Origin of the sequence: Thalassospira sp. UBA4513 (assembly GCF_002388495.1) — a bacterium.
Classification (GTDB): Bacteria; Pseudomonadota; Alphaproteobacteria; order Rhodospirillales; family Thalassospiraceae; genus Thalassospira; species Thalassospira tepidiphila.
Genome location: NZ_DGMR01000020.1, coordinates 107,353 through 123,925, shown reverse-complemented (window position 1 = coordinate 123,925; position 16,573 = coordinate 107,353). Strand labels below are relative to the sequence as shown.

Genomic DNA, 16,573 nt, shown 5'->3' with positions numbered 1-16,573 from the left:
GAGAACCGATCTCACACTTTTTGCGTATGTTGCAATATACAATACCAACGGATAGGTTTTATCTATTCGCTCGTAGTATTTTGTATCTGGCATGGGGCAGAGTGATTGAGTGAGCTTGAACGTCGCATTTTGGTTGTAGATGACGAACCGCCGATCCGAAAATTGCTGGCACGTATCTTGGAGCGTGCCGGTTTTGAAGTGGTGGTTGCATCTGACGGACTTGAAGCGCTTGAGACAGTAAAATCTGACGCATCATTGCGTCTGGTTGTTTCTGATTTGCGCATGCCAAATTGCAGTGGTCTGGACTTCGTCAAACGGGCAATCAACGAATACAAACGGGATTTCGAATTCATTCTGCTGACCGGGGATGGTGACAAGAGCGATGCCGTAACGGCACTGCGTCTTGGTGTGCGGGAATTTCTTGATAAGCCGATTGAACGTGCCGATCTTGAACGCGCCGCACTTGATGCGCAGGCACGACTGCAGGAACGGGACCGCGAAGTCGAACGTGTTCGGAAACTCGAACTGGAAAATATCAGTCAGTCGAAAACTCTGGATGACATCAGCCGCAAACTTGGCGGAGCCGAACAGGAAATGATCGATCGGCTGAGCCTGATTTCCCAGTATCGGGACATCGAAACCGCGGAGCATTGTGTTCGCGTCGGTCTTTATTCCCAATTGCTGGCAGAGATGGCCGGTCTGGATCAGAATGTTCAACGGACAATCCGTCTGGCCGGCATTCTTCATGATATCGGAAAAGTCGGCGTGCCCGACGAGGTGCTTCTGAAAAATGGAAAGCTGACTGACGACGAATTCAAGGTCATGCAGCGCCACACAGAGATCGGCTTTGCGATGCTCAATTCATCAGACAACCCGGTTCTGGGGCAGGCCGCAATCATTGCGCGCTATCATCACGAACATTGGGAAGGGTCAGGCTATTGTGTGGGCCTGTCGGGTGCGGATATCCCGATGATTGCGCGGATCGTCTCACTGGCAGACGTATATGACGCCCTTCGCAGTGCGCGCCGATACAAACCGGCCTATGGCCACACGGAGGCTGTGAATATCATCACCAAAGGTGACGAGCGAACATCCCCGGAGATGTTCGATCCGAAACTTTTGGGGCTGTTTGCCGATAATCATCTGCGCTTTGAAAGCATCTATAACAGCATGCCCGACCAGTTGGTCTGAGAATGGGGTCCGATAACTCATGCCAAAAAGATTAAGCGCCAATCTGGACCGGACAAGAAACCGCATCGCAGACTTTATGCTGTTTGTGATGTCGATTGGCGGGTTGCCTGCACTGGTTTCCTCGATGTTGCGCGAAGCAAGCCAGCGTTCGATCACGGTCGAGATCATCCATCTTTTGGTTTTTCTGGCCGTTGTTGCCGGTCTTGTACTGCGCAAGCGCTTATCGACCTTTACCAAGTCGGTTGTGATTGTCGCCGCAATGACAAGCATGTCGTTGCTTTATATCGTCAGGTTTTCACCCGCAAGCGGCATGGCGATGATGATTGTATCGACGGTGATCGTGGCGCTGTTCTGGCGATTTTCCATCACCATTCGATACGCGGTGTTCTGCGTTGTCGCGATTGCAAGCGTCGGCGTGATGCGTGTTTTCAACCTCGACGGCGGCTTGATCACCGATAGCGGCACCGTTCCCCATACGTTGCCGGTTTGGGGATCTGCGCTGTTTGGGTATGTCTGGATGACCGCGTCACTTGTTGTCGGGATCGTCTGGATGCGGCAGGCACTTTTGCAAACCAGCATGGACCAGTTGCGTTCGCAGAACGAACTGATGTCGGGCAAAAAGTTTCTTGAACAAATCCGCGAAAGTGCGTCCGAAGTCGCAAACCATTTCTCGTCACTTGAGCGCATCGAAAATGCGTCTTTCCGCCCGACATTGAAGCGTTTTGCCAACCTGATGAATTGTGAACGGGCAAGTCTGTGGTTGGAAAAAGATGATGGTGACGTTGAGTGCGTCGGGCTGTTTGATGCCAATGATCCGTCGGCGAAACACGATGGCATGATTTTGAAGCGCGCGGTACTGCCGCGATATTTTGCAGCACTGGAAACCGGGCAGATCATCGATGCGGACAACGCCGTTGAAGATCCGCGTACTTCCGAACTTAAAGACGCCTATCTGATCCCGATGAATATCAAGGCAATCCTTGATGTGGCGTTGATTTCGGCGGCTGGCCGAATGGGGATATTGTGCTTTGAGTCTGTCGGGCGGACCAGAGTATGGCGCCCTGAGGAAATCGTTTTCGCCCATATGGCAGGTGGGTTGTTGGCAGCCGCCGCAGGCATGAAAAATGTCATGGAAGCCAATGACGAGCTTAGCTTCTCGCGCCGTCGCTTTGAGGCGGTTGCCAATTACACATATGGCTGGGAAAGCTGGATTGCGCCTGATGGCAAACTGATCTGGGTGAACCCGGGGATTGAACGCGTTCTGGGCTACACGGTCGATGAATGTATGGCTTGTGGTGATTATCCGCTGTCATTTGTTGCGCCCGAGGATCGTGACCGTGTGCGCCACTATATTGACGAAGGTCTTGATGGCCTGTCAGGCAGTGACCGCGAATTCACCGGTGTTCACAAGGATGGCCGCAAGGTCGGTATCGACATGTCATGGCAACCGATCGCCGATAGCGACGGTGGGAACCTCGGCATCAGGATCAGTTGCCGCGATATCACCGAACGCATCCGTTATCGCCAGGATCTTGAGGTTGCCAAAAGTGATCTGGAGGCCAACCAGCGCCGCCTGCGCGCGCACTTCAACAACGCGAAAATCGGGGTGTTTTACTGGACGCCGGACCGAACCATCATAGAGGTGAACGAAACCGCCTGCCAGCTGTTTGGCTATAATGCCGATGAGATGGTCGGCAAGAAGCTTGAACTTCTGGTGCCCGAGGAAGACCGGGCGCGGCTTGGCACTCTGATCGAACGGATCATGGAAACGCAAAACAGCGTCAATAACCGGTTCGAGAATGTCAAAAGCGACGGCAGCCGCATCATCTGCGAATGGTATGAAAGCCCGATATTTGATGCCAATGGCGAACTGGATTGTATCGCCAGTTTCGCACTGGATGTGACGGAGCGCGAACGCCATCAGGAGACACTGGAATCCATTTATCGTGGTATTCGCTATCAGGTCGGTGCCGGGTTCTTTGAAAACCTGACAAAGGTTCTGTGTGAAACACTTGATATGACCTATTGCCATATCGCCGAACTTGTCGGTGATCGGGTGAAATCAGTTGCGTTCTATTCCCCGGATGGCAGTCGTGGTGGCCTTGATTTCGCCCTGGCGGGATCTGCGGCGGAACGCGTTATCAAGGAAGGCACGTTTGTCTGCAAAGACAATTTTTCCGTTTTGATGAAGGATGTCCAAAAGGTCACTGACGTTGATGTCGTTGGATATGTCGGGGCCGCACTTTACGATAGTGAGGCACGCCCGATCGGTATTCTGGTGACCATATCGGACAAACCACTTGGTGATCCGGAACTGGCGAAATCCATTGTCGAAGTGTTCGCGTCACGGGCGTCTGCCGAACTTCAGCGTCTTCAGTCCGAACGCAAACGTGAAAAACTTGAACAGCAACTGCGTCATTCCCAACGGATGGAAACCATCGGTGTTCTTGCGGGCGGGATCGCGCATGACTTCAACAATATCTTGCAGCCAATCAGTGGCTATGCCGAACTGCTTTATTCCGATTTGCCCGAAGATTCACCGCTGCGTGAAGATGTTATGGAAATTCGCCAGGGGGCGGACCGGGCCCGTGATCTTGTCCGTCAAATTCTGGCATTCAGCCGGAATTCAGAAACCGAACGTTCTCCGATTGATGTCGGGTCGATGATTTCGGGCACGGTTCGTTTTGCCCGTGGGTCCATGCCATCAAGTGTCTCGATCAAGGTCGAACTGGGGGCGAAATCCATGACCGTGATGGGCAACGCAACACAGCTTGATCAGTGTCAGATGAACCTGATCACCAATGCCTGTCATGCCGTTGGCGAACAGGGCGAAATCCGGGTAAAGGCAAGCCGCTTCGAAGTCACCGAAGACAGTCTGGAACTACATCCGTTATTGACGGTCGGGCGCTATATCCAGATTAGCGTCGTGGATAACGGCGTCGGTATGGAGCCGGAAACAGCCAAAAGGATCTTTGATCCGTTCTTTACCACCAAGGAGCCGGGCAAGGGTACTGGTCTTGGCCTGTCTACGGTGCATGGCATCGTGACCGGTCACAAGGGCGAGATATCGGTCTATAGCCGCCTGGGGCAGGGAACCCGGTTTGCGATCCTGTTGCCGGAACATGATCGCGAAGCCACGGATGAAAAGCGCGAAACCCGCAGTCTGTCGGCAGGTGCAGGCGGGCATCTTGCGGTCGTGGATGACGAGGAAAAGAACCTCAGGCTGTGCGCGCGGATGCTGGAGCGGATCGGATATTCCGTCGATACGTTTAACGAGGCCGCCAAGGCGCTCGAAGCGCTGAGTGCACCGGATGCACATTTTGATGCGCTTCTGACTGATCAGACCATGCCGGGCATGACCGGCCAGAAACTGATCGAAAAGCTGCGAGAAGCTGGCAATGACATTCCTGTTGTCGTGATGACCGGGTATGCCTCAGACGAGGTCACCGACGCCTTCAATGCTTTGGGGGTTGCGCGCATACTGGCCAAGCCACTTGATATCATTGAATTGCATGATGGCTTGGCCGCGGTGTTTGGCGAACCAAAAGACGTGGCGATGGCGTCTGCCGATTTGCCGGGAAAGCCTGAAACCCGCTAAAAGCAACCAAATCCGGAAAGTCGTCGGGTATCAGGCTTGATCGGTCGTGCTACCGGCCGCCGGATACGTCAATGATGCTGCCTGTGACATAGGACGCGTCGCCCGAGATAAGCCAAAAGATGCTTTGGGCGACTTCCTGCGGGTCGCCGGCACGTCCCAACGGGCAATTCGGGCCGAGTTCATGGGCGCGTTCCGGGCGGCCACCACTGGCATGAATATCGGTTTCGATGATGCCCGGGCGGACAGCATTGACACGGATCCCTTTCGGGCCGAGTTCCTTGGCAAGGCCGATGGTCAGCGTGTCGATTGCCGCTTTTGATCCGGCGTAATCGATATATTCGCCAGGTGAGCCAAGCTTTGCCGCAATGGACGAAACATTGACGATGGCGGTACCGGAACGAAGGGTTCGTGCGGCTTCGCGTGCAACCAGATAGGCCCCAAGCACGTTGGTATCGAACACGGATTTCATGCGATCAATATCCATATCCGCAAGTGTGCTTTGCCGGGCGACAATGCCTGCATTATTGACCACGGCGTCAATCGCGCCAAACCGATCACGTGCGGCCTCAAACAAGGCAATAACGCTGTCTTCATCGCGGACATCGCATTTGCGGGCAATCACATTGCCGGTGAATCCGGCGCGCTCGCACATCGCACATGTTTCATCAGCACTTTCCTGATTGCCAACAAAGCTTAGCGCAACGTTCCAGCCTTTGGCAGCAAAAAGAACAGCAGTTGCGCGTCCGATACCGCGTGATCCACCGGTGATCAGAACTGTCTTGGTCATTTCCACTCCGCATCGTGATCATGATTTACTGTTCGGGGCACTATGGCGTGCTGGCCTGCGACTGGTCAAAAAGAAACGGCCCTGCTGTGGAGAAGCAGGGCCGTTTCAGAGGGAAAAGACAAAAATGCCGCAAGGATCATGAACCGTGATCCTGCGCTTCGTCTTTTGATGCAGACCAACCCGGGCGGGATTGATCCGTTATTCCGTATCCTTGGCATCTTGCGGGTCGTTTTTAGTTCGATCCGCAATGTCGTCTGCCGGATGGGCAGGGCCAGTATCAAGACCGAGCGCAGTTTTCTGACCAAGGGCCAGGCGCTCAAGGCCGTCATAGGCCGTCTGGCGACGACGGGATTGTATGACGCTCAAGGCAGTAATAGGAAAACGGATCACCGTTCATGGTCTCCAGCAAATTGACGTCCCGACGGGCCATCTTTTTGTCGCGGGACTGTCATACGTTAACCTTTGGCTAATGTGCATTGCGAAGGTTGCAACGCATTCATACGCGGGATGCATGCACCGGTGTTTCGGGCGGGTAAAAGGGCGTAGTATGTCCGAAAGTTCTTTGGTGCTTGCGCGACATCGGCACAAACCCTTACATAGGTCTTACCACCTGCCCAATGCCCCACATGTTTTAAAGAGGATCTTCATGGCCATTTCCGGTGATGCTCAACTTGCCAAACTGCTTGAAGCCGCCAATGTCGACAAGGATGTTAGCGCTGTCATCGACCTGATTGACGGTGTTCTGGCCGCAGCCCAGGGCAGCACGCGAGAAGACTGGATTGATCTGATTTGCCAATCCCCGGATGATGCCCTGCGGGCCGAATTGCTGGCCCTGCGGGATGAGCGCAAAACGCTTTTTAAAATGGCCAAGGATGATTTTGACGCCGCCCATCGACTGGATGCCTTGCGCACCTATCTGGCGGCCAAGGGCGTTGACGGCTTTATTGTGCCGCGCGCCGATGAACATCAGGGCGAAAACGTACCAGCACGGGCCGAACGTCTGGCGTGGCTGACCGGCTTTACCGGATCTGCGGGCGCAGCTGTTGTGTTGCGCAATAAGGCCGCCGTTTTTGTCGATGGCCGTTACACCATTCAGGTGCGCCAGCAAGTTAACCGTGATCTGTTCGAATACCGCCACCTGGTCGAAGAACCAGTCGTCGGCTGGTTGCATGACCACCTGAAATCGGGCGAGAAGCTTGCTTATGATCCGTGGCTGCATACCGTGCAACAGGCGACCCATCTGCGGTCTGCCTGTGAAGCCGTGGGGGCGGAACTGATCGCGATTGATACCAACCCGATTGACGCCATCTGGCATGCGCAGCCGCACCTGCCGCTTGGCCCGGTGCGGCCACATCCGATGGAATATGCTGGGAAATCCAGTTTTGAAAAGCGCACCCAGATTGCCGAAATCCTGTCGCGCATTTCGTGCGACAGCGCCATTCTTTCGGCACCGGACAGCATCGCGTGGCTTTTGAATATCCGTGGTGCCGATGTGCCGCAAACACCGCTTGCACTTGGCTATGCGATCATCAACGGCGATGCCTCGGTCGAACTTTTCATGGACGAACGCAAGATCGCGCCGGAAACGCTCAAATGGCTGTCGGGTGAGGCAACCTTGCGGGCACCGGGCGAACTCGGGGATTCCCTGAAGGCGATGGGCAATCAGGCGGTGCGTCTGGATGAAGCCACAGCAGCCGACTGGCTGCGCATGAAATTGTCTGAGGCTGGTGCCACCGTGCGTGTCGGGCGTGATCCGGTCGCCATTCCCAAGGCGTGTAAGAACGAGGTCGAACTTGAAGGTTCGCGCAAGGCTCACAAACGCGACGGCGAAAAGATCATTCTTTATTTCAAATGGCTTGATGAAACGGCGGCGAACGGTGATGTCGACGAACGCGCGGCAGCCGACATGTTGCTGTCGATGCGTGCCGAAGATCCGCTGTTCCGTGATTCAAGCTTTGAAACCATTCCGGGCAGTGGCCCGAACGGGGCGCTTTGCCATTACCGCAATACCCCGGAAACCAACCGCAATCTGACCCCGGGCGAGATTTTCCTGATTGATTCCGGCGCGCAATATCTTGATGGCACCACCGACATCACGCGCACGACCGTGATCGGGAATCCGACACAGGAACATCGCGACCGGTTCACCCGCGTGCTTAAGGGGCATATTGCGCTTGCCCGTGCCATATTCCCGGTGGGAACGACGGGCCAACAGCTTGATACGCTGGCACGCATGCCACTTTGGGAAGCCGGGCTTGATTTTGACCATGGCACCGGCCACGGCGTTGGCAGCTACCTTGGTGTGCATGAAGGTCCGCAACGCATTTCCAAGGCGCCGAACACGGTGGCCCTGAAACCGGGGATGATCCTTTCGAACGAGCCGGGCTTTTATAAGGAAGGCGAATACGGCATTCGCATTGAAAACCTGATTGCGGTAACTGAAATCGATGCGCCGATTGGGGCCGATCGCAAGATGCTTGGCTTTGAAACGCTGACTTTCTCGCCGATTGATCGCAAACTGATCGATCCGGAATTGATGACCAGGGACGAGTTGCAGTGGCTTAACGATTACCACGCACAGGTCTATGCGATGTATGCCGATGATCTCGATGATGATCATCGTGAATGGCTGCAAAACGCAACAGCGCCGATCAAAAAGAAATCAGACTGATTTCCCGCTGCGTACTTGGCGCTGACAAACAGGGTCGAATGCCCTATTAAGACTGCATTGGATCGATTCAAGAAAAGCGGTAAACCGCTTCTGAAAGCAGGAGGAATATATGGCTGAAGTCGAAGCCCAGTGGATGGCTAATCCTGATCGCTATAACGACGAAAACTGGGACCGTTGCGGGCGCAGTGGATTGCTTCTGCCGAAAATCACGCTTGGTCTGTGGCAGAATTTCGGTGGCGTGGATGTCTATGAAACCCAGCGGGCGATGATCCGTCGCGCGTTTGATCGCGGTGTGTTCCACTTTGATCTTGCCAACAACTATGGCCCGCCGCCGGGCTCGGCCGAAGAAAACTTTGGCAAGGTTCTGTCTCAGGATCTTAAAAGCCATCGCGACGAGTTGATCATTTCCACCAAGGCGGGCTATCGCATGTGGCCGGGACCGTTTGGGGAATGGGGATCGCGCAAGTATCTGATTTCCAGCCTTGATCAAAGCCTTAAGCGGATGGGGCTGGATTATGTCGATATCTTCTATTCCCACCGGGTTGATCCCAACACCCCGCTTGCCGAGACCATGGGCGTACTTGACCAGATCGTGCGGTCTGGCAAGGCGCTTTATGTCGGGATTTCGTCCTATTCGCCGGAAATGACCCGTGAAGCGCATGCGATCCTCAAGGACATGGGAACGCCATGCGTCATTCATCAGCCGTCCTATTCGATGGTCAATCGCTGGGTCGAGGATGGTCTGCTTGATACCCTTTCCGAGCTTGGTATGGGCTGCATTGCCTTCTCGCCACTTGCACAGGGTCTTTTGACCAACAAGTACCTGAATGGCGTGCCCGAGGATTCCCGTGCCGCTCTTGAAGGATCCTTCCAGAAAGGCATGCTGAGCGAGGAAAACATCAATCGCGTTCGCGCACTGAACGAGATTGCCAAACGTCGTGGTCAAAGCTTGGCCCAGATGGCGATTGCCTGGGTGCTGCGCCGCCCCGAGGTGACCTCTGCCCTGATCGGGGCGCGTCATGTTCAGCAGCTTGATAACAGCCTTGATGCGCTTAATAACCTTGAATTCAGTGCAGACGAGTTGGCCGAGATCGATAAATATGCCGGGGATGCCGGTATCAATCTTTGGCAGAAATCGTCGGACAGTCAGGCACCGGTCTGATCCAAACGGTTGATACGATGATAAAAACCCCGACCGAAAGATGCTTCGGTCGGGGTTTTGTTTATCAGAGCCCGTGTTGGCTTATTTTTGGTTGGCCATCGGGACGGTGCCGGCAAGATCACGCAATGTATCGACAACCGCCTTGCCCCCGGCACTCAGCGGGCGATCCTGTAACCATGACAGCATCACCTTGCGCGACAGTTCCGGGTTGGTGATGCGCCGTGCCTTCAGACGCCCGGTCGAAAGTTCCTGAACCAGCGAACTGCGCGGCAGGACGGTATGCCCGACATTGCGGGTCACCAGATCGACCAAAACGCGAAGGGCATCGGCCTCTACCACCGGGGTCAACGGACGTCCGGCGCGAAAGGCGGCTTCCTGCATCATGGCGCGCAGCCCGTGCTTGTTGGTCGGCATGATGAGTGGCAGGGACAAAACATCTTCATAGGCGATTTCGGTTTCCTGTTCGCCGACCTGCGACGGATGGGAAATCAGAAACAGGTCTTCGCGCCAAAGCTGTTCTGCATGCAGGCTGCGTGAAATCATGCCGTCATGAAGGATGCCGATATCAAGCCGCCCGGACAGTAACCCTTCCTGCACATCGCCGGTCAGGTCTTCGGCGACCGTAATGTTAAGGTCAGGATACCGATCACGCAGAGTTTCAATCAGCGCCCCAGTAATCACGATCCCGGCGCTGGGCGGAACGCCGACATGCACATGGCCTGTCACCTGACTGCTGCGGGCCGAAAGATCCGCTTCAAGACGCGCAAGATCGGTCAGGATCACACGGGCCCGTTCGGCAAGCATCTGGCCCGCCTCGGTCAATTTCACGCCGCGTCCGGTGCGTTCCAGCAGTTTGGTATCAAGGGCCTCTTCGAGAAGGTTAAGCTGCCGACTAAGTGCGGGCTGCGACAAATTAAGTCGCTCTGCCGCGCGTGACAGGCTGCCGAGTTCGGCAATATGTACAAAGCTTCGAAGTTGTTTGATATCCATCGGACGTGATCCTGAGCAGCTTTGCGCATCCATGCGCCTGCTAGATATAGCCAAAGCTGATATCTGATAGCAATTAATTCGAATTGAATAATGGCAGTTCACGGGTAACTATGGCAACCGATAGAGGATCGGAGAAACCCATGACGCCACCACCGTCACCTTCTGAGCCCGGGCAACAGGTTGTTACGCCTGTCGTGTCGCCTGCGGGTTCCGCGCTGACCATTGTATTGCTTGCGACAGCCGCCTTGGCCATGAAAGGCCTTCTGGCAAAATTTGTTTATGCTACGGGCATGACAGTGGATGGCTTGTTGCTGTTGCGGTTTCTGATTGCCATGCCGCTCTTCTGGCTTGGGGTGGTTTTGTTTGGCAAGAACCGGCCGGGCGACCGCAAGATGAAGCCGGTCGATCTTGCCTGGGGCGGGCTTTATGGCGGGCTGTTTTTCCTTGCTGCCTTGTTTGATTTTACCGCCGTTTCGTTGATTGAAGTCACCGTTTCAAGGATCGTGCTGTTTACGTTCCCGGCCGTCGTGATGATCCTTGAGGTGCTCCATAAACGGCGCTTTCCGCCATTTCGCCAGATTGTCTGCTTTGTCATAACCTATGTCGGGCTTGTTCTGGTCCTGGCACCGGGCGGGTTTGGCGAAGTATCGCAGGAGTTGTGGTACGGGGCGGCTTGGGCGTTCGGTTCTGCTGTGACCTATGCGATTTATCTCTATTTCGGGCAACGGATGATTACCGTTATCGGGTCGATGCATTTTGCAGCCCTGATCAACACCATGGCCGGTATTTGCATGGTGATTTACCAACTGATCGTGCAAAACCCACTGAACCTGAACGTGGCCGGCATCATGTGGACGGCAGGCATTTCGATATTTTGCACCGTTATTCCGTTCTTCCTGCTGTACGAGGGCATTCGAAGGGTCGGTGCGACACAGGCATCGTTGATATCTCTTTCGGGGCCAGCCATGACCTTCTTCGCCGCCTGGCTGTTCTTGGGCGAGGTGCTCACAGTGCCACAATTGGTTGGGTTTGTGGTGGTCACACTCGGTGTGGCGTCACTTAAAAACAGCTTTACGCTGGCGGGGCTGGGACGGTTGCTGGCACGGCCATTCGCATCGGGCGGGACGTCGCAACGCTAATTGGGTTTGACGTTATTCGTCACGCTGCCAGCGGCGAACTTCAATTTCATGTTCGGGTAAGCGCTCGCCGCGCCGCCATTTCAGCGGATCAATGAATTCCCCCGCCCAGACGCCGGTGCGTGCCTGTCGCGCCTGATTTTCATAGGCTTCGTATTCCGGCATCTGATCGGGGCGGGCAACCGCCATGCCGCGAACAATCAGGCTTTGTCCGATATCAACCCCGTTGGCATTACGACACACGGCCATGTTGCGATGATACCGGTTTTTCCCGCGCACTTCGCACGTGATCGGGGTGGCGACCAAAAGGTTGGTGGTCACCTGCCATGCCTCTGCACCGCAGGCTGTGCTTTGGCCGTTAACCAGACATTCCTGAAAACGGTTCATGGCATCCGCCCCCCAAAGATCAACACGTTTGAAGCCGAACTCAAGCGTATCAGCATCAATCGCACGTGCCGGGCCCGACAGGGTATCAAAGTCCGGGTCGGCCTTTGACACTGCTGGAACGCATCCCAGCATCAGGGCAAAACCAAGTGTGATCAGGCGGTGGGGAAGGGTGGGCACCATGCGGGCCTCAATACAGGTCGCTGTATCTGATTTCATCAAGCTGGGCAAAGATGACTTTCCACTTTTCATCCTGCTTGAGCAGCGCGAAGGCATAGTCGCAATCAAAGATCAGGTTGTTTTCCGAATTGCCAAAGCGGAACGAAACAATTGCACGCGCCCCGCCGGGAAGGGCGGAATGCTGTTCAATCACCATGGACTTTGCCATGGCAAGATCAGCATTTTTCAGTTCATCAAAGAATGAGTGATGGTATTTGTGCAGATCGTCTGAACTGGCAATGGCCTGTACGCCGGACAGATCATTGATCAGGCACGGGAAGTGGAAGAAATCATCAAGTGCGTTTTCTTCAAGCTTCAGATGCGCATCGACATAACGGCGAAAAAAACTTCCAAGGTCTTCCATCAGCACATACTCCCCGGTTAGATCATTTTTATTCCGTGGCAATCAGATCAAGCCATCCCTGTTCATCAAGCACTGTAACACCTAATTCTTCTGCTTTCTTTAATTTGGAGCCCGCACCCGGTCCTGCAACCAGATAATCGGTTTTTGCCGATACGGATCCGGCGACCTTTGCACCAAGACTTTCAGCTTTGACCTTGGCCTCGTTGCGTGAAAACAGCTCCAACTTGCCGGTAAAGACAACGGTTTTGCCATTGACCGGATTGTCGCTGACCTGCGGGGCTTCGACATCGGTAATGGTCAAAAGCCCTTGCAGATCATCAAGAACCTCGCGGTTATGATCTTCGGCCATGAATTCGATCAGGTCCTTGGCAACGCCGGGGCCGATCTGATCAATATTGATCAGTTCGCGAAGGGCTTCGCTGTCGGCTTCATTGGCGGCAACCATGGCGCTGCGCCATTCGGTAAGCGATCCATAATGGCGCGCCAGAAGCTTTGCGGTTGCCTGACCGATCTGGCGAATGCCAAGTGCATAGATAAACTTGTCGAGCCCGATGGTGCGCCGTTCATTGATGCCATCAAACAGCTTGGTTGCGGATTTTTCGCCCCAACCTTCAAGCTTGCGGATGGCATCGCCGTGATCGCTTTCAAGGCGGAAAATATCGCCAGGCGACTTCAGCCAACCCAGTTCAAAGAACGCCTCGACGTTCTTTGCGCCCAGGCCATCGATATCAAAGGCGGTGCGCGATACGAAATGTTTCAGGCGTTCAACCGCCTGCGCCGGACAGATCAAGCCGCCGGTGCACCGGGTGACGGCTTCGCCTTCTTCGCGCATGGCGTGGCTGCCGCATTTCGGGCACTCGGTGGGAAATTCGTAAGGTGTTGCATCATTCGGATGATTGCCATCCTCGTCCAGAATGACCTCAACGACTTGGGGAATAACGTCACCGGCACGTTGCACAACCACAAGATCGCCAACCCAAACGCCCAAGCGGTCAATCTCATCTCGGTTATGAAGGGTGGCGTTGGATACCACGACACCGCCAACCGTAACCGGCTCCAGCCGAGCGACCGGGGTCAGGGCACCTGTTCGACCAACTTGAATGTCGATGGCCTTGATCCGAGTGCGAGCCTTCTCGGCCGGGAATTTGTGCGCAATCGCCCAGCGCGGTGACCGGCTCACAAAGCCAAGGCGAAGCTGCAGTTCAAAGTCATTGACCTTATAGACGATGCCATCAATGTCGTAATCAAGGTCCGGGCGCTGGGTTGCCAGTTCGTCATAGAACGCCATGATGTCATCGGCATTATGAAGCAACCGTGTCAGCGGATTGGTGACGAAGCCCCATCCTTCGACCTTTTGCAGGAAATTCCACTGCGTCTGGGCCAGGCTTTCGGACAGTTCACCAAAGCTATAGGCAAAGAAACGAAGCGGGCGTTTGGCACTGATTGATGGATCAAGCTGGCGAAGCGATCCTGCCGCTGCGTTGCGCGGATTGGCAAAGGTCTTGCCGCCTGTTTCGGCCTGTGTCGCGTTCAGTTTTTGGAACGCAGAGCGCGCCATATAAACCTCGCCCCGGATTTCGACCACATCGGGCGCATCATCGGGAAGCGTCTTGGGTATGTCGTCAATATGGGCGACATTGGCGGTAACGTCTTCGCCCTCCGATCCATCGCCACGAGTGGCAGCCGTGACCAGTTCGCGGTTTTCGTAACGCAGGGACAGCGAAAGACCATCGATCTTGGGTTCGCCCACCACTTCGACCGGGCTGTGCGCCTTCAGGTTCAGGAAGCGACGAATACGGGCAAGAAAATCGACAATGTCTTCGCGCGAAAACGCGTTGCCAAGTGACAGCATCGGGCGGGCATGCTTGACCTTGGCAAAGCCTTCGGCCGGGGCGGCACCGACTTCCTGTGTCGGGCTGTTTTTCTTAAGGGTCGGATAGTGCGATTCAAGTTCTATCAGGCGATTGAACAGCGCATCATATGTCGCATCCGAAACCAGCGGGTCGTCATTAACGTGATAGGCCTCGTTATAAGACCGGATACGTTCAGAAATTTCGGCATGCTGTTTGCGCGCCTCCGTGCTCGAAGACGGCAATTCGGGAAGTTCGGACATGTTTGACGCGTGTTCGGCGCTCATATTCTTTTTGTTCCGTATTCAAGGTTGGGCCGACGTGTTGGCGCCGGGATCAATTGGGTTGTTCAAGCAGGCTGTCGGCGGCGGCACGCGCCTCGGCCGTCACGGAATGACCGGCTAGCATGCGGGCGATTTCTTCGCGCCGCGCACCATCGACAAGGGCATCGACACGGGTCACCATGGTGCCTTCTGCCTCGCGCTTGGCAATATAGAAATGCGTGCGACCGCGGGCGGCGACCTGTGGGCTGTGGGTGATGACAAGGATCTGGCGTTCCTGTGCCAGAAGATGCAGGCGCTGACCAATGGCCGCTGCTGTTGCGCCACCGACACCACTGTCGACCTCGTCAAAGACCAAACTGGGTACGGCAGAAACACGTGCCAGAACGACCTTGAGCGCCAGCAGGAAACGCGAAAGCTCCCCGCCCGATGCGATTTTGTTAAGTGCCCCAGGCGGGCTGCCGGGGTTGGTGGCAACCGTGAACTGCACCCGGTCGATGCCATCCTGGCCCCATTCGGGTTCTTCAAGTTCGGCAATGTCGGTAACAAAGCGCGCCTTTTCCATGCGAAGCGGCGGCAATTCGGCATTGATCGCGCCATCAAGCTTGGCGGCGGCTTCCTTGCGCGCGGCATGAAGCTTCTCGCCTGCTTCGATATAGGCTTTGCGATATTCGCTTACGGCAGCGGTCAGTCGGCTCAGCTCCTTCTCGCCGAATTCAAGCTGATCGATCTGGGATCGGAAATCCTTCATCAGCGCATTCAGCCCATCGACCGGAACATTGTATTTGCGAGCGGCTGCGCGTAGGGCAAACAGGCGTTCCTCGACATTTTCCTGATGACCGGTATCAAGATTAAGATCGGCCAAGGTGGCCGAGATCGCCCGGTTGGCTTCTTCAAGCTCGATCGCGGCACGATCAAGGGCCTCGATAATCGGTTCAAACCGGCCATCGGCCTTTTCAAGTTCACGCTCAAGGCACCGCTGGGCACTGCGAAGGGCACTTTCCGCACCCTTGCCACGCGAAAGTTCTGTACCGGCATCATTCAGGGCCGCAACCAGCTTTTCACCATGCATCAGGAACTGGCGTTCCTCGGCAAGGCGTTCTTCTTCGCCTTCTTCGGGGGAGAGCTTTTCAAGCTCATCGACGGCGTGGCGCAGCCATTCCTCTTCCTCGCGCGCCTTGTCAATTCGGGCGCGGGCGGCATTGAGTTCCTTTTGGGTTTCACGCCAGGCGCGCCAATGGTCGCGCACGGTCATGGCAAGGTTGCCAAGATTGCCGTGGGCATCAAGTGTCGCGCGGTGGGTGGTGGGATCAAGAAGGCCGTGCTGATCAAACTGGCCCTGAATTTCGACGCAGTAATCACCAACATCACGCAGCAGCCCGACCGAGACGGACTGGTCATTCACATAGGCGCGCGACCGGCCATCTGACGTTACCACCCGTCGGACAACAAGGTCTTCGCCCTCAAGATCAATATCCTGATCTGACAGCAGTCCGAAAACCGGGTGGCCCTGCGGCAGATTGAAGGTTGCGGTGACACTGCACTTATCGCAGCCATGGCGGACAAGGCCGCTATCGGCGCGCGCACCCAGGGCGAGGCCAAGGGAGTCAAGCAGGATCGATTTACCGGCACCCGTTTCACCTGTGAGCACGCTGAGCCCGTCGTGAAAATCGAGATCCAGTTTGTCGATAAGGACTACATTCCGAATGCTGAGGCGTCGAAGCATTGCTGGGTACTGATGTTGTTAACGGAGCAGCAGACAGGTACAGCCAAACTTGTTTGTGAATGTGCAGAGTGCCCAATCCCGCCCTGCCTTGCAAGCCTTGCGAAGGCGAAACGACATTCAATCATGTCGTCCCAAGGGCGTTTGATCAAAACGCAGTGATATCAGACATTAACCGCAAGTTGTTCTTTTTTTGTTCTATCTTGTCGCAAGGCGG

At 55.3% G+C, this 16,573-nt stretch carries 12 protein-coding genes; 6 read left to right on the top strand and 6 right to left on the bottom strand.

Going from position 1 to position 16,573, the window contains the following annotated elements:
- Window positions 1–105: 105 nt before the first annotated feature.
- Together B2T33_RS07805 and B2T33_RS07800 are read left to right on the top strand one after the other, a co-directional pair.
- Window positions 106–1,191, top strand: a complete 1,086-nt coding sequence (locus tag B2T33_RS07805) for an HD domain-containing phosphohydrolase (protein WP_197145619.1) — start codon at window positions 106–108, stop codon at window positions 1,189–1,191.
- 19 nt (window positions 1,192–1,210) lie between these two features.
- The gene (locus tag B2T33_RS07800) at window positions 1,211–4,789 is read left to right on the top strand and encodes a PAS domain S-box protein (RefSeq protein WP_286791642.1); all 3,579 of its coding nucleotides are present in this window, start codon (window positions 1,211–1,213) and stop codon (window positions 4,787–4,789) included.
- Between the two features lie 49 nt (window positions 4,790–4,838).
- On the opposite strand, the gene B2T33_RS07795 is transcribed toward B2T33_RS07800, so the two are convergent.
- Window positions 4,839–5,576 carry an SDR family oxidoreductase gene (locus B2T33_RS07795; protein WP_064789440.1) on the bottom strand — a complete coding sequence of 246 codons (738 nt, stop codon included), beginning with the start codon at window positions 5,574–5,576 and terminating at the stop codon, window positions 4,839–4,841.
- A gap of 138 nt (window positions 5,577–5,714) precedes the next feature.
- Between B2T33_RS07795 and B2T33_RS07790 the strand changes: the two genes are divergently transcribed.
- The 3 genes from B2T33_RS07790 (at window position 5,715) to mgrA (ending at window position 9,409) form a co-directional block, all read left to right on the top strand.
- Window positions 5,715–5,990: a hypothetical protein gene (locus B2T33_RS07790; protein ID WP_008889577.1), complete on the top strand. Its 276-nt coding sequence runs from the start codon at window positions 5,715–5,717 to the stop codon at window positions 5,988–5,990.
- A 232-nt stretch (window positions 5,991–6,222) separates the two neighbouring features.
- Entirely contained in the window at window positions 6,223–8,247 is a 2,025-nt protein-coding gene (locus B2T33_RS07785; RefSeq protein ID WP_286791641.1) for an aminopeptidase P family protein, read from the top strand.
- A gap of 109 nt (window positions 8,248–8,356) precedes the next feature.
- Window positions 8,357–9,409, top strand: coding sequence for an L-glyceraldehyde 3-phosphate reductase (mgrA, locus tag B2T33_RS07780; RefSeq protein WP_286791640.1), 1,053 nt, complete (start codon window positions 8,357–8,359; stop codon window positions 9,407–9,409).
- 81 nt (window positions 9,410–9,490) lie between these two features.
- Here mgrA and B2T33_RS07775 read toward each other — a convergent pair whose 3' ends face one another.
- Complete coding sequence (locus B2T33_RS07775; RefSeq protein ID WP_008889580.1) at window positions 9,491–10,399, bottom strand: LysR family transcriptional regulator; 909 nt, start codon at window positions 10,397–10,399, stop codon at window positions 9,491–9,493.
- Between the two features lie 140 nt (window positions 10,400–10,539).
- Here B2T33_RS07775 and B2T33_RS07770 point away from each other — a divergent pair, with 140 nt between their 5' ends.
- Complete coding sequence (locus B2T33_RS07770) at window positions 10,540–11,538, top strand: DMT family transporter (protein ID WP_286791639.1); 999 nt, start codon at window positions 10,540–10,542, stop codon at window positions 11,536–11,538.
- A gap of 12 nt (window positions 11,539–11,550) precedes the next feature.
- On the opposite strand, the gene B2T33_RS07765 is transcribed toward B2T33_RS07770, so the two are convergent.
- Genes B2T33_RS07765 through recN form a run of 4 tightly spaced genes read right to left on the bottom strand, consistent with a single transcriptional unit; the run spans window position 11,551 to window position 16,359 of the window.
- On the bottom strand, window positions 11,551–12,102 hold the full coding sequence (locus B2T33_RS07765; protein ID WP_286791638.1) for a thermonuclease family protein: 552 nt from the start codon (window positions 12,100–12,102) through the stop codon (window positions 11,551–11,553).
- 7 nt (window positions 12,103–12,109) lie between these two features.
- Entirely contained in the window at window positions 12,110–12,502 is a 393-nt protein-coding gene (locus B2T33_RS07760; RefSeq protein ID WP_286791637.1) for a hypothetical protein, read from the bottom strand.
- Window positions 12,503–12,530: 28 nt separating this feature from the next.
- Window positions 12,531–14,639, bottom strand: coding sequence for an NAD-dependent DNA ligase LigA (ligA, locus tag B2T33_RS07755; protein ID WP_286791636.1), 2,109 nt, complete (start codon window positions 14,637–14,639; stop codon window positions 12,531–12,533).
- Between the two features lie 49 nt (window positions 14,640–14,688).
- Entirely contained in the window at window positions 14,689–16,359 is a 1,671-nt protein-coding gene (gene recN / locus B2T33_RS07750) for a DNA repair protein RecN (RefSeq protein WP_197145610.1), read from the bottom strand.
- Window positions 16,360–16,573: the final 214 nt, after the last annotated feature.

Excerpts from the sequence above, each read along its gene's own strand:
- mgrA (WP_286791640.1), top strand. The coding sequence starts at position 8,357 with ATGGCTGAAGTCGAAGCCCAGTGGATGGCTAATCCTGATCGCTATAAC.
- B2T33_RS07760 (WP_286791637.1), bottom strand. The coding sequence starts at position 12,502 with ATGGAAGACCTTGGAAGTTTTTTTCGCCGTTATGTCGATGCGCATCTG.
- B2T33_RS07765 (WP_286791638.1), bottom strand. The coding sequence starts at position 12,102 with ATGGTGCCCACCCTTCCCCACCGCCTGATCACACTTGGTTTTGCCCTG.
- B2T33_RS07775 (WP_008889580.1), bottom strand. The coding sequence starts at position 10,399 with ATGGATATCAAACAACTTCGAAGCTTTGTACATATTGCCGAACTCGGC.
- recN (WP_197145610.1), bottom strand. The coding sequence starts at position 16,359 with ATGCTTCGACGCCTCAGCATTCGGAATGTAGTCCTTATCGACAAACTG.
- B2T33_RS07790 (WP_008889577.1), top strand. The coding sequence starts at position 5,715 with ATGAACCGTGATCCTGCGCTTCGTCTTTTGATGCAGACCAACCCGGGC.
- ligA (WP_286791636.1), bottom strand. The coding sequence starts at position 14,639 with ATGAGCGCCGAACACGCGTCAAACATGTCCGAACTTCCCGAATTGCCG.
- B2T33_RS07800 (WP_286791642.1), top strand. The coding sequence starts at position 1,211 with ATGCCAAAAAGATTAAGCGCCAATCTGGACCGGACAAGAAACCGCATC.
- B2T33_RS07795 (WP_064789440.1), bottom strand. The coding sequence starts at position 5,576 with ATGACCAAGACAGTTCTGATCACCGGTGGATCACGCGGTATCGGACGC.
- B2T33_RS07785 (WP_286791641.1), top strand. The coding sequence starts at position 6,223 with ATGGCCATTTCCGGTGATGCTCAACTTGCCAAACTGCTTGAAGCCGCC.
- B2T33_RS07770 (WP_286791639.1), top strand. The coding sequence starts at position 10,540 with ATGACGCCACCACCGTCACCTTCTGAGCCCGGGCAACAGGTTGTTACG.